Source organism: Novosphingobium kalidii, assembly GCF_040534015.1.
Classification (GTDB): domain Bacteria; phylum Pseudomonadota; class Alphaproteobacteria; order Sphingomonadales; family Sphingomonadaceae; genus Novosphingobium; species Novosphingobium kalidii.
In genome coordinates, this window is record NZ_JBEWLY010000019.1 from 155,260 (window position 1) to 175,945 (window position 20,686).

Here is a 20,686-nt window from a genome sequence, read left to right on the forward strand (position 1 = left end):
GGCACCGCACCAAGGAATATCGTCGGCCTTTCAACGCAGATAGTCGGACCTGAACTTCGCCGCGAACCTCTCAAATCCCTGCGCTGAGATCGCGTCCCTCATCGCCTGCATGAGTTGCTGGTAAAAGCCGATGTTATGCTCGGTGAGAAGCATGGCTCCCAGCATCTCACCCGACTTGATGAGGTGATGGAGGTAGGCGCGACTGTAAGTGCCACAGGTCGGACAGTGGCAGCGCTCGTCGAGCGGGCCGGTGTCCTCGGCATGGCGGGCGTTGCGCAAGTTAAGGGGCCCGTGCCAGGTGAAAGCCTGCCCGTTGCGGCCGGACCGGGTGGGCAACACGCAGTCGAACATGTCGACCCCGCGCTCTACCGCGCCGACAAGATCGTCCGGTTTGCCCACGCCCATCAGGTATCTTGGACGATCGGCGGGAAGCTGGCTTGGCGCGAAGTTCAGCGTCGCAAACATCGCCTCCTGCCCTTCGCCTACCGCCAGCCCTCCGATCGCGTACCCGTCGAAGCCAATCTCGGCCAAAGCGTCTGCGGAGGCGCCTCGCAGCTCCTCATCCAGTCCGCCTTGCTGGATGCCGAACAGCGCCGAACGCTCCGCGTGCTCGCCCCCGGCGTCGAAGCCGTTACGGCTGCGACGAGCCCAGCGCATCGACATTTCCATAGAGCGCGCAATGGCATCGCGCCCCTGGTCCACCTTCGGGCACTCGTCGAACGCCATGACGATGTCCGAGCCCAGCAGTCGCTGGATCTCCATCGAGCGCTCGGGCGTGAGCAGGTGTCGCGAGCCATCGAGGTGGCTTGCAAAGGTAACGCCCTCCTCCGTGATCTTCCGCAGGTCCGACAAGCTCATGACCTGATAGCCGCCGCTGTCCGTCAGGATGGGCCGCTCCCAGTTCATGAAGCGATGCAAACCACCCAGGCGCGCCATCCGCTCGGCACCTGGGCGCAACATAAGGTGATAAGTGTTGCCAAGGATGATGTCCGCCCCTGCCGCGCGCACTGACTCCGGCTTCATGCCCTTCACTGTGGCGGCAGTGCCGACCGGCATGAAGGCAGGCGTGCGGATCTCCCCGCGTTGCATCCGGATAACGCCGGTGCGCGCGCGGCCATCGGTCGCATGAATGTCGAATTCAAAGCGGGTCATGAGATCAGAAGCCGTAAACAAGCGTGAAACGCGAAAGGGTGTCCGTCTGGCGCGAAGCGTCAGGCGGGGCTGTCTCATGCTCATAGCGGTATGAGAAACGAGCCTTGAGCCCTTCCATCATGCCGGCTTCGATAGAGGTGGTAGAGGAAAAGGAAGTGTTGATGGTCTCGACATAAGCGCTGGCCTGCTGGGTCACACGGATCATGGACAGAGGCCGCCAGGAGAAGTCCAGCAAGCCAAGGCCAGACACCGTCTGGCGCGACGGCTGGTCGACGAAGTTCGTATAGCGCAATGCAGGTCCGCCCTCCACCGACAGGCTCAACTCGTCACCTTCGAAGATGCGGTACCCAAAGCCGGGCGAGAGTGAATATCGGCTGCTGTATCCCTGGAACCTGTCCTGCTCATACTGGGCAAGGCCATAGACATAGAAGCTGTCGTTCAGCGTGTACCGCGGGCTGTATGCGCCTGAGTACTGCTCGCGCGTCACCGAGCCGTCGGATTCCTGATAGTCCGCTTGCAGTTGAAGCTTGTGCCGCCAGTACACGCTCTGGCGCTCAAGCTTGAGACCTGCGGAGATGCCGACGTTGCGCGTGTTGCCGGTAGTACGGAAAGCGCCGATCTCTCCCTCACCCTTCCAGAGCTCCAGCGGGCCGGCTGCCAGCAGGCGCTCGCGCTCATTCTGGGCTTTTTCGGCCACGACGAGTTTGTGAGTGTCGTCGTACTTCTGCTTCATCGCATCAATTTCGGCACTGTCCTGTGGCTGCGTTTCCTTCGCCGCCTTAACCACGGCCTCCACCGCCTTGGGATCGCCAGACTGCATCGCGGACTCAAGCATCGCCCGAACCGGGCCGGGCAGCTCGGCATGAGCAGGAGCGGCGGCGGCAGCAAGGACGCAGGTGAGGACAGCGGCGCGGGCAAACATGCGCGGCGCTCTTAGCGGCTTAGTTCCTGAGGCGCCAGCCAGTGCGGAATACGAACGCGATCACTGCCACACAAGCTGCGAGGAACGCCAACGTCAGCCCCAGCGAGACCCAGATGGAGACATCTGAATCGCCATAGAACGTCCATCTTAGGCCGTTGACGAGGTAGACCACGGGATTGGCGAGCGCGACCGTGCGCCAAGGCTCCGGCAGCATGTCGATCGAGTAGAACGTACCGCCAAGGAACGTGAGCGGCATGAGGATCAGCATTGGCACGATCGAGAGCTTTTCGAAGCTGTCGGCCCAAATACCCAATATGAAGCCGAACAATGAGAAGCTGGCGGACACGAGGATGATATAACCCAGCGCGTAAACCGGATGCGCGATCGTGTAGTCGACGAAAAGGGTCGCGGTCCCCAGGATGATGGCCGCGAGCAGGAGCGACTTGGTGGCAGCCGCTCCGACGAAGCCCACGAGCGTCTCGGCGACACCAACGGGGGCCGAAAGCAGTTCGTATATCGCGCCGGTGAATCGCGGCATATATATGCCAAAGCTGGCATTGCTGGTGCTCTCGCTCAGCAAAGTGAGCAGCAGCAGACCCGGCACGATGAATGCGCCGTAGTTCACTCCGTTCATGCCGCCTTCCATGCGCCCGCCAATGGCCGCGCCGAAGACGACGAAGTAGAGCGACGTGGTCAGCACGGGCGCCAGAATGGACTGCATCGCGGTCCGGAAGGCGCGCAGCAATTCCTGCTTGTAGATGGTCCATGCGCTGCGGGCGTTGAAGAGGCTCATGCGCTCGCTCCTGTCACTGCACGTCCTTCGACGAGATCGACGAAGATGTCCTCCAAACTCGATTCCCGCTGGTCGATCGCGGTGTAGTCTATGCCCGCGAGCGTCAGCGCCTTGGTGATCTGCGCTACGTCGGCTTTGCCTTGGCCCGATCCGTCGCCGCCGCGGTAGGTCAGCATAGTTCCTTGGGCGCCAAGCGTCACGGGAAGTCCGGTCAGCGCGTCCGGGATTGCCGCCAGCGGCTGCTTGAGCGTGATGTGCGCCTCAGTCCGGCCCAGGCGCTTCATCATCGCATCCTTTTCGTCCACCATCACGATCTCGCCTTGCCGGATGATGCCAACGCGATCGGCCATCTCCTCGGCTTCCTCGATGTAGTGAGTGGTGAGAATGACGGTCGTTCCGCGCTCACGCATGAGTGCGATCTGCTTCCACATATCGCGCCGTAGCTCAACGTCGACGCCGGCGGTCGGCTCGTCGAGGAACAACAGTTCGGGTTCATGTGCCATAGCCTTGGCGATCAGAACGCGCCGCTTCATTCCGCCAGATAGCGCCCGGATCTGTTCGTTGCGCTTGTCCCACAAAGTGAGCGACTTCAGGATCGCCTCGATGCGAGCGGGGTCCGGCGCCAGACCGAACAGGCCTCGCGAATGACCGACGGACCTCAACACCGGCTCAAACATATCCGTGGCGAGTTCCTGCGGCACGAGACCGATGCGCGCTCGCAGGGAGCGCCAGTGGGTATGCATATCCTGGCCGAAGGCCCGGATCGTCCCGTCACTCGGCCGCACCAGTCCGCACACGGCGCCGATCAGCGTCGTCTTGCCTGCACCGTTAGGGCCCAGCAGCGCGAAAATCTCTCCCTTGCGTATGGAGAGATCGACGCCTTTCAGCGCAGTGAAGCCGCCCTTGTATGTCTTCACCAGGCCGCGAATCTCGAGAATGGGTTCCATGGGAGCATAGATGTATGCCGGCAGCTCTCCTGCCAAGCCCGAGCCGCTGCGCACCCCCAAGAACGAGCCGACACCAGCAGGCCGCTACCGCACCTCCTGTTCGAAGTGATGCGACGTCCCAATCAGCACTAAGCCCTCAGGTTACGCGTTGCCAAGCAAGGGCATCCGCCAGGCTTTACAAGCGAACGCCTACCTTCGATCAGCCAACTGCTGCATATTTCTAAATGGGGATGCTGAGTTCAGGCAAGCTCTGAAAGCTGGGGCGCGCGAGCAGATAGCCTTGGATGTATCGCACTCCGATTGCTCTCAGCGCATCAAACTCGGCAAGAGTTTCAATTCCCTCTGCGATTACCGCAATGCCGAGAGACTCTGCCAGCCGCGCCACCCCTTCGACGATGAGGCGCCGAGGCATGCTGGTATCGATCCCTCGGATCAGCTCCATATCGAGCTTGATGATGTCGGTCTGGAACTTGGCCAGCAGGCCGAGGCCTGCGTGCCCCGCCCCGAAGTCATCAAGCGCAGTCGCGAACCCCATCGCCTGATAGCTCTCGACAATGTTGCGAACGTGCTCGGTGTCGGACATGTGCTCATTTTCGGTGAACTCGAAAATCAGGCGATCCTCGGGGAAGCCCGTTGCCCGCGCTGTCTTTAACGTCAGCTGGATGCAGGCAAGCGGCGAGTAAACAGCGTTCGGGAGGAAGTTGATCGAGAGGCGAGCGCCAGTGTCCAATATGCCTGCCGCAACCGCACCTTCTATGGCAGCTACCCGACACTGCTGATCGAACGCATAGCGGTTTTCCGGCGTCACCCGGGCCAATACTTCGCCCGCGCTCTCTCCCCGACTACTGCGTACGAGCGCCTCGAAGGCGAACACAGCACCAGTCTCCACATCAACGATAGGCTGAAACGCCATGGCGATGTCGAATTGTTCGATGTCAGCCTTACAGCCTTGGCATCCCGCACTCATGATACGTCCCCTGCTTCGCGCCACCCGTTAAACGGCAAAAAGACTAACCCGCTGCTAAGCGCCGCAGAAATAAGTTAAATTTTTAACACTTCAGCCGTTCTGCTGTGTGCTTCGGCTGACTGGCACACGGTTCAGGGGATCAGCAGCGAAGAGTCACCGTAAGAGTAGAATCGGTACTCGCTCTCAATCGCGTGGGCATACACCGCTTTCATACGGTCCAGCCCCATCAGCGCCGAGACCAGCATGAACAGCGTCGAGCGCGGCAGATGAAAATTGGTCATCAGCCCGTCCACGGCCCGGAGGCGGTAGCCGGGTGTGATGAAGATGGAGGTGTCGCCCTCGAAGGGACAGATCGTGCCATCGGCGGCAACGGCGCTTTCGAGGAGGCGTAGGCTGGTGGTACCCACCGCGATCAGTCGACCGCCCGCAGCGCGCGCCGCGTTGAGCCGGTCAGCCGTCGCCGCGTCGATCCGACCCCACTCGGCGTGCATACGGTGCTCGTTCGTGTTTTGTGCCTTTACAGGGAGGAACGTCCCGGCGCCCACGTGAAGGGTCAGCGTCTCCCTGGCAACTCCCGCGGCGTCGAGGGCGGAAACGAGTTCGTGCGTGAAGTGCAGCGATGCAGTGGGTGCGGCGACGGCGCCATCCTCGCGCGCAAACATCGTCTGGTAGTCGCTCCGATCGTTCTCGTCGGTCGCCCGCTTTCCAGCGATGTAAGGAGGAAGCGGCATCTGTCCGGCACGCTCAAGCAGGACTTCGACGGGTTCGTCACCTTCAAACGCCAGAGTCCAGCTACCATCGTCATGTCGCTGCTCAGCGATGGCGACGACGTCGGCGGGAAAGGCGATCCGATCGCCTTCTCGCAGACGCTTTGCATTGCGCACGAAGGCTTGCCAGCGCCTCAGGTCGAGCCGCTTGTGCAACGTCGCTCCGATACGCGCGTCTCCGCGCCGCCCCTCCAGCTGCGCCGGGATCACCCGCGTGTCATTGAACACAAGCACGTCGCCCTTACGGAGCAGGTCCGGAAGGTCGCGAACATGCCGGTCCACAAAAGGAGTATCTGCCCCATCCGCAACTAGCAGGCGCGCGGCATCGCGGGGGCGGACCGGGCGCAATGCGATCCGCTCCGAGGGCAAGTCGAAGTCGAACAGGTCGACGTCCATGGCTGGCCTGAGCTCCGGCGCGGGCTTTGCGCTCAGTCCGACTGCGAAGTGTTGAGTTGGGCCGCACCGATCGGAGCGGCTGGGCTCACAGGTGCGACAGGCGCTGGCTTGTTTTCGCTCGCCAACGAGGCCTGAACTAAGCGAGTAGGATTTGCCGGCGGCTCGCCACGTTCAATCGCATCCACGTACTGCATCCCGGAAATCACGCGTCCGAAAACCGTGTATTTATGGTCGAGCGCAAAACGGGGATAGAAAACGATGAAAAATTGGCTGTTCGCGCTGTTCGGATCGTTTGTTCGCGCCATCGAGACCATGCCGCGCAAGTGCGGAATGTCGTTGAACTCGGCGGTGAGGTCCGGCAGCTGCGAGCCACCTTGTCCGGTTCCCGTGGGGTCGCCGGTTTGTGCCATGAAGCCATCGATCACGCGGTGAAAGATGACGCCGTTATAGAAGCCTTGCTGGGCAAGTTCCTTGATGCGCGCAACGTGCTGCGGCGCCCACTCCGGCTTCAGTCGAATGGCAACCCTTCCCCCATTCGACAGGTCGAGGATCAATACGTTCTCAGGCTCATGCGCCAGATCGGTATTGACGACGGTGGACACCGGAGCCGAATCGGCTGCAGCCGGCCCTTCGCTCTGAGCAAATGCTGGCGAAGCGGCAAGCGCCAGCCCCATCATCGCAGGGACAAGCAGGCGAAATTTCATCGGCAACTCTCGGTAGGACGGGACGCGCGGAGCGGCCGCCGCAGGGGAAAAGCAGGGTGTAGGCGCGATAATGGCAGTCCGCTGTCCTGGCAATGAACGGTTACGCTCAGTATTCGCCCCGCACCCCGATCTTCGCGATCCGGGCGATCACGTCCTCTCGCACGGCGGGGCTTACGAAGTTGGCGATTTCACCGCCGAACAAGGCGATCTCCTTTACCAGCTTTGAAGCGATCGGCTGCAGGCTGACGTCTGCCATGAGGAATACCGTCTCGATCTTGGAATTGAGCTGCTGGTTCATGCCCGCCATCTGGTATTCGTACTCAAAGTCAGCGACCGCGCGCAGACCTCGGATGATCATGCTCGCGCCCTGCTTTTCGGCGAACTTCATCAGCAGAGCGTTGAACCCGACGACGTCCACGTTGCCCAGGCCCATGGTAGCAACTTCACGCTCTACCATGGCGATCCGCTCGTCCGGTGTGAACATCGGATCCTTGGACGGATTGGTGGTCACGCCCAGGATCAAGCGGTCCACGAGCTTCGCTCCTCGCCGAATGATATCGGCATGACCAAGCGTGATCGGATCGAAAGTGCCGGGATAGACCCCGATGCGCTCACCGACTGCCATCAATGATCCCTTTCGATGATATAGCGAGCAACTGCACGCAGCAGGTCAGCTTCGTCGCCGTGATTCGACAGATGCGCGATCGCCTGATCCACCAGCATGCGCGCCTGCTCGCGAGCTCGGTCAGGGCCGAGGAGCGACACGAAGGTTTCCTTTCCGGCCTTTGCGTCCTTGCCGACGGCTTTTCCGGCCACCGCCGCATCGCCTTCATGATCGATGAGATCGTCAACGATCTGGAAGGCCAAGCCAATGTCGCGGGCATAGCCGCGCAAGTGGATCCGGCCCTCCTGCGGTACGCGCCCTAGGATCGCGCCCATTTCTACCGCCGCACCCAGCAGCGCGCCGGTCTTCAACTGCTGAAGGCGAGTCACCGTTTGCAGATCGAATTCGCTCTGCTCGGCCACCAAGTCCATCATCTGTCCGCCCGCCATCCCGGAAGAGCCACTGGCCTGCGCCAGCGTGCGAATCAGCTCAACGCGCACGAAGGGATCGGTGACAGTGGCGGGATCGGAGAGCACTTCGAACGCAAAGTCGTGCAACGCATCCCCCGCAAGGACAGCAGTCGCCTCGTCGAAAGCCAGGTGCACGGTCGGCTTCCCATGGCGCAGAGCGTCGTTATCCATGCAGGGCAAGTCATCGTGGATCAACGAGTAGACGTGAATCGCCTCCACGGCTGCACCGGCGCGCAGTGCAGCCCCGCGATCCACTCCGTACATGGCCGAGGTGGCGCACAGCAGCAGTGGCCGCAGCCGCTTGCCGCCTCCGATTGCCGCATATCGCATCGCCTCTACGAGACGGGCGCGGGCGTCGGCCGGGACGGGAAGCAGCACATCGAAGACGGCATCCACGTCCCGTGCAATCGCGGCCTTCGCTTCGCTGAGCAGAGAGCCCGCCGTCACGCCGGGAACCTCGTGCGCAGAGGCCACGCCTCAGCGGTCCGCAGCATCAAAGGCCTGCGTCGCGGACGGGAGACCATCAGGGCCGACGACGATCTTCTCGATGCGCGCTTGCGCAGCGTCGAGCCGCGACTGGCAGTGCCGTCGCAGTGCTTCGCCACGCTCATACAGCGTGATGGAATCGTCGAGCGGCACGTCGCCGCTCTCCAGAGCACGAACAACATCCTCAAGCGCGCGCAGCGCATCCTCGAAGCTCATGGCGGCGATATCGACGCTTGTATCGGTCATCGCCGCAGCAATGACGCCGCGCAGAGCCTCGGTCAAGCGCGGCCTCAAGGCGGCTGATCCGCGCCGACCCTAGCGCGCGCGCCATTGGCTCGCTAAGGCGCGTCTATGTCCGGAATCACCCCTGAAGTCGTCGAGGCACACGGCCTCAATCCCGAGGAATACCAGCGCGTGCTCGACGCGCTCGGCCGCGAGCCGAACATGGTGGAGTTGGGAATCTTCTCCGTCATGTGGTCGGAGCACTGCTCGTACAAGTCGAGCCGGGTGCACCTCAAGAAGCTGCCGACGAGCGCGCCTTGGGTGATCTGCGGCCCCGGCGAGAACGCGGGTGTCATCGATATCGGCGACGGTCAGGCCGCCATCTTCAAGATGGAGAGCCACAACCATCCCAGCTACATCGAGCCTTATCAGGGGGCGGCCACGGGCGTGGGCGGCATCTTGCGTGACGTGTTCACGATGGGCGCTCGGCCGGTCGCGAACATGAACGCGCTGCGCTTCGGGCGGCCCGATCACCCGAAGATGAAGCATCTCGTCCAAGGCGTTGTCTCCGGCATCGGCGGCTACGGCAACTGCGTGGGCGTGCCGACTGTCGGGGGCGAGACTAACTTCCACAAGGCTTACGACGGCAACATCCTCGTCAACGCGATGACGGTGGGCGTCGCCGATGCGGACAAGATATTCTACTCGGCAGCGACGGGCCTCGGCAATCCGATCGTCTACGTCGGCTCGAAGACAGGTCGCGACGGTATTCACGGCGCCACCATGGCCAGCGCCGACTTCGACGAGCATAGCGACGAGAAGCGCCCGACTGTCCAGGTGGGAGATCCCTTCACCGAAAAGCTGCTGATCGAAGCCTGCCTCGAACTGATGGCGACGGACGCCATCGTGGCCATTCAGGACATGGGCGCGGCAGGTCTCACCTCGTCCTCTGTCGAAATGGCGAGCAAAGGCGGCGCGGGCATCCGGCTGAACATGAATGCCGTGCCATGCCGCGAAGAAGGCATGACGCCTTACGAGATGATGCTGAGCGAGAGCCAGGAGCGCATGCTCATGGTCCTCAAGCCCGGCAAGGAGCCGATGGCCGAAGCAATCTTCCGCAAGTGGGAGCTAGACTTCGCGGTGATCGGGGAAGTCACCGACACCGGGCACATGGTGCTCGAGTTCGACGGCGAAGTCGTTTGCGACATTCCGCTCGGACCACTGGCTGACGACGCGCCGGAGTATGAGCGTCCTTACATCAGCCGTGAGGAATACGCCGACTGGGCGGCCGTGCCGAACATCGGCGATGTGCCCGACGCCACTGACGTCGCCGCTGACCTCGTCAAGCTGGTGGGCACGCCCGACCTCGCCTCGCGCAAGTGGATCTGGGAGCAGTACGACAGCCAGGTCGGCGCCGACACGCTGCAAAGACCCGGCGGCGATGCGGCCGTAGTGCGCGTGCATGGCACCCGCAAAGCGCTGGCGATGAGCACGGATTGCGCGCCGCGCTACGTCTACGCCGATCCCTACGAAGGCGGCATGCAGGCTGTCGCGGAGACATGGCGCAACATCTCCGCGGTTGGCGCGAAGCCGCTGGCGATTACCAACTGCCTCAACTTCGCAAACCCGCAGCGACCCGAGATCATGGCACAGATCGTCCATGCCCTGCACGGCATGGGCGATGCCTGTCGTGCACTCGATTACCCAATCGTGAGTGGAAACGTCTCTCTCTACAACGAAAGCAAGGCGACTGGCGGCGGGTCTGCGATCCTGCCGACACCCGCGATCGGCGGCGTGGGCTTGCTCGACGACTACGAAGCGATGGCGACGATAGCCTTCAAGAAGGCTGGCGAGACGATCATCCTGATCGGCGGCGAGAGCGGACACCTTGGCCAGTCGCTCTGGCTGCGCGAGATCATGAGCCTTGAGGCCGGACCGCCGCCGCCGGTAGGCCTTTCGCTTGAGCGGCTGGCGGGTGAGACCGTTCGCGAACTCATCGCCCGCGGACTCGTGACCGCAGTGCACGATTGCGCTGACGGCGGCCTGGCCGTGGCTCTAGCCGAGATGGCGCTGGCCGGAGATATCGGCTTCGCTGTCGCCGGCCCGGAAGACACAGTCAGCCAGCCGGCGTTCTGGTTCGGCGAGGATCAGGCTCGTTATGTGGTGACCACAAGCGATCCCGCAGCGATCATCGATGCCGCCGAAAGCGCCGGCCTCGTCGCCGTGGCACTGGGGGAGACGGGCGGGAAGACGCTGACGTTCCGCGGCGTTGGCGGCGAGAGCTCAACCGAGCTCGCCATCTTGCGCGAAACGAACGAAGCCTTCTTCCGCGACTGGATGGATGCTTGAGGATTGAGCCGGCCGTCGTTGCGCGGCCGGCTATCGCAGCGACTTAGGAAGCGACAAAGGTCCGCTTAGCGGACCCAGTCGTGACGATTGATCCCCAGCAGCTTGAGCACACTGGTCAAGTCTCCGCGGTCGACGCGGCCATTGGCGGCGGCGCGTGCTTTCGGCTTTGCATGGTAGGCAAAGCCGTAAGTCGCCGCTGCGATCATCGGGATATCGTTGGCACCGTCACCTGTGGCGAGCGTCACCGCCCCCTCACCCACCGCTTCGACTTCCTCGAGCAGCGTCGCCTTCTTGACCGAGCTATCCACGATGGGACCGTCCAGGCCACCAGTGAGCTTGCCCGAGGCGACTTCCAGACGGTTGCCGACCACGCGATCGAAGCCAAGCATCTCACCCACGGGATCGGCGAAGTGATGGAAGCCGCCGGTGACCAGAACGGTGTGGCACCCTTGCGCCTTTAGCGTCGCTACCAGCGTGCGAGCACCCGGCATGGCCCTGATCCGCCCCTCGAGGCACTCGGCGATGGCGCTCTCCGGCAAGCCCGCCAGCAACCGTACGCGCTCACGCAGCGCTGCCTCGAAGTCGAGTTCGCCCTGCATCGCACGCTCGGTGATCGCGGCAACCCGCTCCTTGAGCCCTGCGAAATCGGCCAGTTCGTCAATGCACTCCTGCCAGATCATAGTGGAGTCCATGTCCGAGATGAAAACGCGGGGGACCGCCGGCTCATCCCGAGCGACCAGAATGTCCGCTGGCTTGAAACAGGCGTCCAGCACTTCCAGCATGGCTTGCACGTCGTCGTCCGGCGACGTGATCTCCAGGGTCTCGCCGCAGAAGTCGAGCATTGCCGCAGCCGCGATGCGCACTCCGCGCTCTTCCAGCGCCGCGCGAGCCGCGTCGATCCTTGCGGACAGGCCGTCCGGGTCTGCTATCAGCCGGGCGATGAGCACGAGAAATTCCTCTGATTGGTTCCTGGAAACGGACGCAGACCGCCCGCCACTGGCGCTCATCGCAGGGCCGACCGCGAGCGGCAAGAGCGATTGTGCCGTTGCTCTGGCGCAGGCGATTGAGGCGCAAGGCAAACGCGCCGTCGTCATCAATGCCGATAGCGCGCAAGTCTACGCGGATCTCGCGGTGCTGAGCGCCCGCCCCTCAGCCAATGAGATGGGCGGCATCGAGCACCGCCTGTTCGGCACTTGGGACGGCGCGCAGAGTTGCTCGGCCGCGGACTGGGCTGCGGCGGCACGTGCCGAAATCGACGCAGCACACGCTGCGAATGCGGTTCCCGTGCTGGTCGGGGGTACCGGTCTCTACATTCGCACACTGATCGAGGGGATCGCGCCGGTACCACCGATTGATCCCGCCATAAGAGAAGCCGTGCGCGCCCTTCCGGTCGAAGCTGCCTACCTCGCGTTGCGCCGCGAGGACCCGGAGCGGGCGTCGCGGCTCGCCCCAGCCGACGCGGCTCGCATCGCCCGCGCCTTGGAGGTCGTGCGGTCAACCGGGGTTACCCTGATCAAGTGGCAAGGTCGAAGTGAAGGCGGGATCGGCGGTCGCGTAGCCGTCCGCGCAGCCATTCTTCTGCCTGCCCGCGAGGCGCTCTACGCCCGCTGCAACATGCGCCTTTCCCGTATGATCGAGCGCGGCGCGGCCGATGAAGTCACAAGGCTTCTGGCGCGTAAACTGGACCCCAATCTGCCCGTCATGCGCGCCATCGGCGTGCCCGAGATCGCAGCCTACCTTCGCGGCGAGATCGATCTTGAGCAAGCCAACGCCTTGGCCGCTCAGGCAACGCGCAATTACGCGAAGCGCCAGTACACGTGGCTACGTCATCAGCCTCCTTCGGACTGGGCGCGGATCCAATTCGAAGATTTCTCCGCCACATTACCCTCGGAAACTTTATTACAGCATTTCGGCTTGACCGGACATAAACGATAACATAGGGCGCTTCACATCGTCGGGGGCAACTCCGATGGTGCGAAGCATGCGACCCGGCCGCCATTGTGGTGCCGGGTCCATTTCTTTAGAGAGCCCCTGCAAGTCAGCAGGAGACCAGATGCGTGCACCTGTGCGTGTCTCAATCGTAAGGAACGTGTTGTGACTGAAGAGCGCAGCGGCGCGAACATCCTGGTCGAGAGTCTCGTTCGTCAGGGTGTCGAATTCGTATTCGGCTATCCCGGCGGTGCGGTTCTGCCGATTTACGATGCCCTGTTCGACGACGAGCGCATTCGCCACATCCTCGTCCGCCACGAAGCAGGCGCGGCACATGCCGCTGAAGGCTACGCGCGCTCGACCGGCAAGCCCGGCGTCGTCCTCGTAACCTCCGGCCCCGGCGCTACAAACGCCATGACCGGCATTGCCGACGCATTTCTCGATTCGATCCCGCTCGTGGTCATCACGGGACAAGTTCCGACGGCGCTGATTGGCTCGGACGCTTTTCAGGAGGCCGACACCATTGGCATGTCGCGCCACTGCACCAAGCACAACTACCTGGTGCGCGATCCAGCAGAACTGGCGGCGACGATCGATGAGGCCTTTCAGATCGCCATGAGCGGCCGACCGGGTCCGGTGCTGATCGACATTCCCAAGGACGTCCAGATCGCTTCCGCTCTGTGGCACGAAGGCGCTCCTCAGCGCCGGAACCGCTACACCCCGTTCGTCGAGGCTCCTGCAGCCGAGATCACTCGAGCGGTCGAGATGATCGCGGCTGCGACAAAGCCGGTGTTCTATACCGGGGGGGGTGTGATCAACTCGGGCCCTCGCGCCTCGGCGCTGCTGCGTGAGTTGCAGGCCAAAATCGGCGCGCCAGTCACCTCGACATTGATGGGTCTGGGCGCATTTCCGGCCGACAGCGAGGACTGGCTTGGAATGTTGGGCATGCACGGCACCTACGAAGCGAACATGGCCATGAACCAAGCGGACCTTATCGTCTGCATCGGAGCCCGCTTCGACGATCGCGTCACCGGTCGACTCGACGCCTTCGCGCCCCATTCGCAGAAGATCCACATCGACATCGACCGGTCGTCGATCAACAAGACGGTTCACGTCGACCTGCCGCTGGTGGGCGACTGCGCGCAGATCCTCGACCAGCTGCTGACCGAGTGGGGCGGGCGCAATGGCCGGGACCTCACCGAGTGGAAGGCGAAAGTCGAAGAGTGGCGTCTGCGCAAGAGCCTCTCGTTCCCCCGCTCCGAGCTGGCGATAGTTCCGCAGCTAGCCGTGCAGCGCCTGTTCGAGTTGACCAAGGATCTGGACCCGATCATCTCGACCGAGGTTGGCCAACACCAGATGTGGGCGGCCCAGCACTTCCACTTCTTCTCGCCGAACCGTTGGCTCACCTCCGGGGGGCTGGGTACGATGGGCTATGGCTTGCCCGCTGCCATCGGAGCGCAGTGCGGCAATCCGGACCAGCTCGTGATCGATATCGCGGGCGATGCCTCGATCCAGATGAACATCCAAGAATTGGGCACCGCCACTCAGTATCGCCTACCGGTGAAGGTCTTCATCCTCAACAATGAGTGGATGGGCATGGTCAGGCAATGGCAGGAACTGACGTACGAGAGCCGTTATTCCAACTCCTACTCCGACAGCCTGCCAGACTTCGTGAAGCTGGCCGAAGCTTATGGGTGGAAGGGTATCCGGATCGAGAATGAAAGCCAGCTCGACGATGGTATCCGCGCGATGATCGCACATGATGGTCCGGTCATTGTTGACTGCCAGGTCTCCAAGGCGGCGAACTGCTTCCCGATGATCCCGAGCGGCGCATCGCATACGGAGATGATTCTGCACGGCGATATCGTGACGGGCATCATGGACGATCACGCCAAGGCGCTGGTCTGAGGACGATCGAATCATGAAAATTCAGAAAGCTGCATCCGAGCGGCATGTCCTGACCGTCACTGTCGACAACGAAGCCGGAATTCTGGCGCGCATTGCCGGCATGTTCACCGCTCGCGGTTACAACATCGACAGCCTTACTGTGGCGGATATCACCGAGAACCACTCGGTCAGCCGCATCACGATTGTCACGCATGGTCCGCCCAATGTGATCGACCAGATCCGCTTCCAACTCGAGCGGCTTGTGCCCGTCCACAAGGTGGTCGACCTGACGGAAGTCGGGCCTTACGTGGAACGTGAGCTGGCGCTGATCAAAGTTGCCGGCACCGGTGAAAAGCGAGTCGAGGCATTGCGCGTTGCGGAGATCTTTCGTGCCCGCCCGGTCGACACGACCACGGAAAGCTTCGTGTTCGAACTGACGGGGGCGCCGGAGAAGATCGACAGCTTTGTGGCGCTGATGCGCGAACTCGGCCTGGTCGAAGTTGGACGTACCGGGATCGTAGGCATGATCCGGGGAGCGACCGAAGCTTAAGTTTCAACAACCACCGGCATCCCAGCGCGAGCGGGAACCCATCTCCGGCGGGCGGTTCAAGATCAATGTCAGGAGATGGATTCCCGCACTTGCGGGGATGACGAACCAAGGGGTTACTCGATGAAAGTCTATTACGACGCCGATGCCGATCTCAATCTGATTACCGGCAAGAAGATCGCTGTCCTCGGCTACGGCAGCCAGGGTCACGCTCACGCTCAGAACCTGCGCGATTCCGGCGTCAAGGACGTGGCCATTGCCCTTCGCGAAGGTTCCGCCACGGCCAAGAAGGCGGAAGCCGCCGGCTTCAAGGTGCTCTCCAACGCCGAAGCCGCCAAGTGGGCCGATATCCTCATGATCCTTGCTCCTGACGAGCATCAGGCAGCGATCTATGCGGATGACCTGCACGCCAACATGAAGCCGGGCGCCGCCCTCGCCTTCGCTCACGGCCTCAACATCCACTTCGGCCTGATCGAGCCGCGCGCCGACATCGACGTGATCATGATCGCGCCCAAAGGTCCGGGCCACACGGTGCGGTCCGAATACCAGCGCGGCGGCGGCGTGCCTTGCCTCATCGCAGTGGCGCAGGATGCGACCGGCAATGCGCACGATGTCGCCCTCGCCTATGCATCGGCTGTCGGTGGCGGCCGCTCCGGCATTATCGAGACCAACTTTCGCGAAGAGTGCGAGACCGACTTGTTCGGTGAGCAGGCCGTGCTTTGCGGCGGCGCCACGGCGCTGGTCCAGGCCGGCTTCGAGACGCTGGTCGAGGCGGGCTACGCGCCTGAAATGGCCTATTTCGAGTGCCTTCACGAGCTGAAGCTGATCGTCGACCTCATGTATGAGGGCGGCATTGCCAACATGCGCTACTCGATCTCGAACACCGCCGAGTACGGCGATATCACCATCGGGCCGCGCATCATCACGGATGAAACCAAGAAGGAAATGAAGCGCGTGCTGGAAGATATCCAGTCGGGCCGCTTCGTGAAGGCGTTCGTCTCCGACAATCGCGCAGGCCAGCCTGAACTCAAAGCCGCACGCAAGGCTGCCCAGCGACACCAGATCGAGGAAACCGGCGCTAAGCTGCGTGGAATGATGCCCTGGATCGCGAAGAACGCCTTGGTGGACAAGGCAAAGAACTAAACTTTGACAAGAAGCCTCCCGGGCACCACGTTGCGCAGCAACTTGGCTCCCCGGGAGGTTCTCCATGCGTCGCATTCTCGCTTCGGTCACCGCACTCGCAATCGTCGGCACTGCTCCGCTGTGGGCGCAGGGCGGACCGTCCGGGCCTCCGGGCCAGCGTAACGCGTCGCTGATAACCGGCGGCACCTATGAGGCGGATCCGGACCACACGCTGGTAGCGTGGGAAATCGACCACCTCGGATTTTCGCCGTACTACGGGCTGTTCGGGGACGTCAGCGGAACACTGCAGCTTGATCCCACGGCACCGCAGAACGCCAAAGTGGCGGTCACGATCCCCGTAGCCAATGTCACCACCGCCAGCTCTGGCCTGACCGAGCACCTTCTGCGCGCACCCAAAGAAGAAGGCGGCAAGCCCGATTTCTTCGGCGCTTCTCCTGCGCCCGCGACTTTCGTCTCCACTTCGGTCAAGCCCAAGGGCGAAGGTGAGGCCGATGTCACCGGCAACTTGACGCTGAATGGCGTGACCAAGCCCGTCACGCTGGATGTTGACTTCTACGGGGCTGGCAAGATGCCTGCCCAGATGGGTGGAGCCGAAAACGTCGGCTTCGAAGCGGAGACCACGATCAAGCGCAGCGACTTCGGCATGGGCACGATGGTGCCGATGCTGTCGGACGAGGTGAAGCTGAAGATCGCCGCGGCCTTCACCAAGAAATGATCGTGCGTTCTCCAAGAAGCGCAGTCGCGAACATGGCAGCAATCGCCATGCTCGCCGGCTGCACTCCGCCAAGTGGCGCTCGCCCGGAGCCGGCGCCTCCACCGGAAGCCGCGCCAGCGAACGAACAGGCTTCCTGCGGCGCCGACAAGCTTGACGGCTACCTAGGGGCGATCCCCTCGCCAGACGTCTTGGCAAAGATCAAGGCTGCCTCGGGCGCCGCGATGACTCGGGTCGTCGGCCCGGACGACATGATGACCATGGACTTCAGGCCTGACCGCCTCACGATCCACACCGGGGATGATGGCCGCATCATCCGGTTTCGCTGCATCTGACGTTCGGCCGTTAGAATTTGCGGGGCTTTACTTTTTCGCCCGCGATGGGCATACGCGCCACCATGTCTCTTCGTCTTGGCCTTATTCTGCGACTTACCCGCCCTTGGGCGTGAGATGACGCGTCGCCTTGGCGGCGCGCTCGGCGCCCAGGGGATCCAGACCTAGTCACCCAAGGCACGACGCAGAATACCCGAGCGAGACAACTTCATGACCATGCTGAAAGACCCCTCGGTCAAGTACCGATCCTTCCCGCAGATCACCCTGCCCGACCGGCAATGGCCCGGCCGCGTGATCGACAAGGCGCCGCGCTGGCTCTCCACCGACTTGCGCGATGGCAACCAGGCATTGATTGACCCGATGGGCGCGGAGAAGAAGACGCGCTTTTTCGATCTTCTGGTCAAGGTTGGCCTCAAAGAGATCGAAGTCGGCTTTCCCAGCGCCGGGGCGACTGAATTCGACTTCATCCGCGGCCTCGTTGATGACAACCGTATCCCTGAAGACGTGCTCGTTCAGGTGCTGACTCAATCGCGGCAAGACCTGATCGAGCGATCGTTCGAGAGCCTGGCGGGCGCGCAGGCGGCCATCGTTCACCTGTACAACGCGGTGTCGCCGCTGTGGCGCCAGGTCGTGTTTGGGATGGAAAAGCCGCAGATTCGAGCCATCGCAGAGGAGGGCGCCAAAGTCCTGCGCGACCAGGCGGCGAAGTACCCGCAGACCAAGTGGCATTTCGAGTATAGTCCGGAGACCTTCTCCACTGCCGAACTCGATTTCTCGATCGAATGCTGTGAAGCGGTCATGGGCATTCTCCAGCCCACGCCGGAAAACCCGATCATCCTCAACTTGCCGGCGACAGTCGAGGCGGCGACCCCCAATATCTACGCCGACCAGATCGAGTACTTCTGCCGCAACCTGCCCAATCGCGAAAGCGCGGTCATCAGCCTGCACACGCACAACGACAGGGGCACCGGAGTCGCAGCGGCCGAACTTGGCCTGATGGCAGGTGCCGACCGCGTGGAGGGCTGCCTCTTCGGCAATGGCGAACGCACCGGCAATTGCTGCCTGGTGACTGTCGCGCTGAACCTGTACACGCAGGGCGTCGATCCGGAACTGGACTTCTCGGACATTGACGAGGTGATCCAGACTGTCGAATATTGCAATCAGCTCAAGGTGCCGGAGCGGCACCCCTACGGCGGCGAGCTGGTGTTCACGGCCTTCTCGGGCAGCCATCAGGACGCGATCAAGAAGGGGTTCGCTGCGCAGGAACAGCGCAACGATCAGCTCTGGGCCGTACCGTATCTGCCAATCGACCCTGCCGACCTGGGCCGCAGCTACGAGGCGGTCATCCGTGTCAACTCACAGTCCGGCAAGGGCGGCTTCGCCTGGGTGATTGAGCAGGACCAGGGCCTGAAACTGCCCAAGCGGATGCAGGCACATTTCTCGCGTCATGTGCAGGAACTGGCCGATAAGCTTGGCCGCGAACTGCAGGCAGCGGATATCTGGGACGTGTTTCGCTCGACGTATCGGCTGGACGACCCGCAGCACTACCACCTGATCGACTGGGACGAGGCGAAGGCCGCGGACGGCACTCGCATGTTCTCGGGCAAGATCGGTGTCGACGGGCGGGAGCGGACCGTATCCGGGCGAGGCAATGGCCTAATCTCATCGGTGGTGGCCACGCTCAAGGACAGCTTCGGTGTCGAACTCGAAGTGCGTGACTACGCCGAGCACTCGATGGGCCACAGCTCGGACGCACGCGCGGCAGCTTATGTCGAGTGCGTGCTGCCGGATGGCCGTACCATCTGGGGCGTTGGCATCGACGAGGACGTCGCGACAGCCAGCGTGCGGGCAGTGTTGAGCGCCGCGAACGCCGCCTAACTCGCGAAAGAACAGCGTGCCTCCTTGCATCGCCTTGGACGTGCGCCCCGCGCGACGGTTCTTGACGAAACGTTGATTGCTCCAAACAAGACGGGCGAGGCTTGTCAGCCTCGCCCCGCTCAAGCCCTCCCAAGGGAGTGCTGTGGGTTACCCCGCCTTTTTGGGCAGCTTGATCTCGGCAGTGCCCGTGCACATCGTGACGCCGCGCTGGTTGACCATCTTGTGCTTCACATGCACCAAGTGGCGGCCTTCCTCGTCCACTGTCTTGTCGACGACTTCAGCGGTCTGGATGGTGACGTCGCCCGTCAGTGCGGGACCGCGATAGTTCGCGACCGAATGGACGACCATTCCGTGCTCGCCGGCCCAGCCCGACAGGAAATCCGTCACCCAGCTGCCCATCGATGCTCCGTAGCCGTATCCACGCGGCATACCGATGCGACGCGCGTACTTGGGGAACAGGTGCCCACGCGAAGGACCGTAATAGGCGCCGTCCGTCAGTTCCGGGTTGATCAGCATCATGTCCGGATCATTCTCGTATCCGGCCATTTCCTTGGTGAAGCCGAGAGCTTCCAGGTCGTTCTTACGGAAGCTCAGTGCACCCCATGTGTTCATCAAGAAGGCACGCCATTCGGTCGTAAAGCTCGCGATGGAGTGCGGACCGAACACGCGCTCAGGTAGTTCGTCACCGACCTGTACGTCGTCCCACCAACGCTCCTTGTGGCCGAGGTCATGAAGCATTTGCACCCAGGAGAACTTGCGGTCCTCAAGCGAAGCGAGCTCCTCGTCCGTCCAGGTGGGCTCTTCGAAATCGGCCTCGTTCACCTTCTCGCCACCGGCAGCGGCAGAATAACGGATCGAGGTAGAGCGCTGCTTGGCGACGGGTTCGCCGTTCTGGTTCGCGTAGTTGTTGTCACCGCGCTGGAACACGGTCGGCCCGAAGCCGGTATCCTTCACGGCATAGTCGAACGGCACGCGGGTGTTGGTGATGGTGTCTCCGCCAAAAACCTTAGTGTCGTAGAACCACCACTCGTCGCCGCCGAACAGCAGGTGCGAGTTGGGAATGCAGCCTACGCACGCCGGCGCAGCACCGTGTCCGTCGTCGGTCGCGATCGCGAAGCTCTGCGGGGCGACCAGCTTGCCCCAACGGCTCTCAGAGGAGAACTTCGGATCGAAGTGCAGGAGGTTGGGGTAGTGCATCGCGTGCACCCACCGGCGAATGTCGTTGTTACCGATCGGCTCCCGCAGAGGCGAAAAGTCCATCGTCTTTCCGAGGTACTGATCGATGTCCGACGTATCGAGCTTCGTGGGCGCAGTTGCCATGCATTCTCCCTTTCCATAACTCACTAATAGACAGCGGTGTTTATTACATCGCGTGCAGCAGGTCACCCCCATTTGGAAGAGCGACGTACGGCAACGCGGGAGCGGAGAACTGCGGCTCGACAGCGCTGGCTCCCCGCACTATGCCGCTGGTTAACCGCT

The 20,686-nt window shown here is 62.5% G+C and carries 20 protein-coding genes; 8 read left to right on the top strand and 12 right to left on the bottom strand.

Features of this window, described 5'->3' with window-relative positions:
* Window positions 1-30: 30 nt before the first annotated feature.
* The 10 genes from tgt to ABVV53_RS12500 all read right to left on the bottom strand — a co-directional run bounded on the left by tgt (window position 31) and on the right by ABVV53_RS12500 (window position 8,454).
* Complete coding sequence (gene tgt, locus ABVV53_RS12455) at window positions 31-1,152, bottom strand: tRNA guanosine(34) transglycosylase Tgt (RefSeq protein ID WP_353984751.1); 1,122 nt, start codon at window positions 1,150-1,152, stop codon at window positions 31-33.
* A 4-nt stretch (window positions 1,153-1,156) separates the two neighbouring features.
* A complete protein-coding gene (locus ABVV53_RS12460; RefSeq protein WP_353984752.1) occupies window positions 1,157-2,074 on the bottom strand; it encodes a DUF481 domain-containing protein in 918 nt (305 codons plus the stop codon).
* Window positions 2,075-2,093: 19 nt separating this feature from the next.
* On the bottom strand, window positions 2,094-2,867 hold the full coding sequence (locus tag ABVV53_RS12465) for an ABC transporter permease (protein ID WP_353984753.1): 774 nt from the start codon (window positions 2,865-2,867) through the stop codon (window positions 2,094-2,096).
* Window positions 2,864-3,814 (bottom strand): ABC transporter ATP-binding protein, encoded by a 951-nt coding sequence (locus ABVV53_RS12470; protein ID WP_353984754.1) that lies wholly within the window; start codon window positions 3,812-3,814, stop codon window positions 2,864-2,866. The genes ABVV53_RS12465 and ABVV53_RS12470 overlap by 4 nt, the downstream gene beginning before the upstream one ends.
* Window positions 3,815-4,034: 220 nt before the next feature.
* Window positions 4,035-4,781: an EAL domain-containing protein gene (locus tag ABVV53_RS12475; RefSeq protein ID WP_353984755.1), complete on the bottom strand. Its 747-nt coding sequence runs from the start codon at window positions 4,779-4,781 to the stop codon at window positions 4,035-4,037.
* A 131-nt stretch (window positions 4,782-4,912) separates the two neighbouring features.
* Window positions 4,913-5,944 carry a tRNA preQ1(34) S-adenosylmethionine ribosyltransferase-isomerase QueA gene (gene queA / locus ABVV53_RS12480; protein WP_353984756.1) on the bottom strand — a complete coding sequence of 344 codons (1,032 nt, stop codon included), beginning with the start codon at window positions 5,942-5,944 and terminating at the stop codon, window positions 4,913-4,915.
* A gap of 32 nt (window positions 5,945-5,976) precedes the next feature.
* Window positions 5,977-6,648, bottom strand: a complete 672-nt coding sequence (locus ABVV53_RS12485) for a peptidylprolyl isomerase (RefSeq protein ID WP_353984757.1) — start codon at window positions 6,646-6,648, stop codon at window positions 5,977-5,979.
* Between the two features lie 106 nt (window positions 6,649-6,754).
* Complete coding sequence (gene coaD, locus ABVV53_RS12490; protein ID WP_353984758.1) at window positions 6,755-7,273, bottom strand: pantetheine-phosphate adenylyltransferase; 519 nt, start codon at window positions 7,271-7,273, stop codon at window positions 6,755-6,757.
* Window positions 7,273-8,169 carry a polyprenyl synthetase family protein gene (locus ABVV53_RS12495; RefSeq protein ID WP_419956779.1) on the bottom strand — a complete coding sequence of 299 codons (897 nt, stop codon included), beginning with the start codon at window positions 8,167-8,169 and terminating at the stop codon, window positions 7,273-7,275. Before ABVV53_RS12495 ends, coaD begins: the two co-directional genes overlap by 1 nt.
* A gap of 30 nt (window positions 8,170-8,199) precedes the next feature.
* Window positions 8,200-8,454 (bottom strand): exodeoxyribonuclease VII small subunit, encoded by a 255-nt coding sequence (locus tag ABVV53_RS12500; protein WP_353984887.1) that lies wholly within the window; start codon window positions 8,452-8,454, stop codon window positions 8,200-8,202.
* Window positions 8,455-8,559: 105 nt separating this feature from the next.
* On the opposite strand from ABVV53_RS12500, the gene purL reads away from it, so the two are divergent.
* The gene (purL, locus tag ABVV53_RS12505; RefSeq protein WP_353984760.1) at window positions 8,560-10,779 is read left to right on the top strand and encodes a phosphoribosylformylglycinamidine synthase subunit PurL; all 2,220 of its coding nucleotides are present in this window, start codon (window positions 8,560-8,562) and stop codon (window positions 10,777-10,779) included.
* A gap of 65 nt (window positions 10,780-10,844) precedes the next feature.
* On the opposite strand, the gene serB is transcribed toward purL, so the two are convergent.
* Window positions 10,845-11,726, bottom strand: coding sequence for a phosphoserine phosphatase SerB (gene serB, locus ABVV53_RS12510; RefSeq protein WP_353984761.1), 882 nt, complete (start codon window positions 11,724-11,726; stop codon window positions 10,845-10,847).
* On the opposite strand from serB, the gene miaA reads away from it, so the two are divergent.
* The 7 genes from miaA (at window position 11,719) to leuA (ending at window position 19,207) form a co-directional block, all read left to right on the top strand.
* Window positions 11,719-12,714, top strand: a complete 996-nt coding sequence (miaA, locus tag ABVV53_RS12515; RefSeq protein WP_353984762.1) for a tRNA (adenosine(37)-N6)-dimethylallyltransferase MiaA — start codon at window positions 11,719-11,721, stop codon at window positions 12,712-12,714. The two genes, serB and miaA, sit on opposite strands and share 8 nt — an antisense overlap.
* Before the next feature lie 159 nt (window positions 12,715-12,873).
* Window positions 12,874-14,616, top strand: coding sequence for a biosynthetic-type acetolactate synthase large subunit (ilvB, locus tag ABVV53_RS12520; RefSeq protein WP_353984763.1), 1,743 nt, complete (start codon window positions 12,874-12,876; stop codon window positions 14,614-14,616).
* Window positions 14,617-14,629: 13 nt separating this feature from the next.
* The gene (ilvN, locus tag ABVV53_RS12525; protein WP_353984764.1) at window positions 14,630-15,145 is read left to right on the top strand and encodes an acetolactate synthase small subunit; all 516 of its coding nucleotides are present in this window, start codon (window positions 14,630-14,632) and stop codon (window positions 15,143-15,145) included.
* Between the two features lie 120 nt (window positions 15,146-15,265).
* Window positions 15,266-16,285, top strand: coding sequence for a ketol-acid reductoisomerase (gene ilvC / locus ABVV53_RS12530; RefSeq protein WP_353984765.1), 1,020 nt, complete (start codon window positions 15,266-15,268; stop codon window positions 16,283-16,285).
* A 64-nt stretch (window positions 16,286-16,349) separates the two neighbouring features.
* Entirely contained in the window at window positions 16,350-17,000 is a 651-nt protein-coding gene (locus tag ABVV53_RS12535) for a YceI family protein (RefSeq protein WP_353984766.1), read from the top strand.
* A gap of 2 nt (window positions 17,001-17,002) precedes the next feature.
* Window positions 17,003-17,332: an I78 family peptidase inhibitor gene (locus ABVV53_RS12540; protein WP_353984767.1), complete on the top strand. Its 330-nt coding sequence runs from the start codon at window positions 17,003-17,005 to the stop codon at window positions 17,330-17,332.
* A gap of 207 nt (window positions 17,333-17,539) precedes the next feature.
* Window positions 17,540-19,207, top strand: a complete 1,668-nt coding sequence (leuA, locus tag ABVV53_RS12545) for a 2-isopropylmalate synthase (RefSeq protein ID WP_353984768.1) — start codon at window positions 17,540-17,542, stop codon at window positions 19,205-19,207.
* Window positions 19,208-19,354: 147 nt separating this feature from the next.
* Here leuA and ABVV53_RS12550 read toward each other — a convergent pair whose 3' ends face one another.
* Window positions 19,355-20,527: an FAS1-like dehydratase domain-containing protein gene (locus ABVV53_RS12550; protein WP_353984769.1), complete on the bottom strand. Its 1,173-nt coding sequence runs from the start codon at window positions 20,525-20,527 to the stop codon at window positions 19,355-19,357.
* Window positions 20,528-20,686 lie beyond the last annotated feature (159 nt).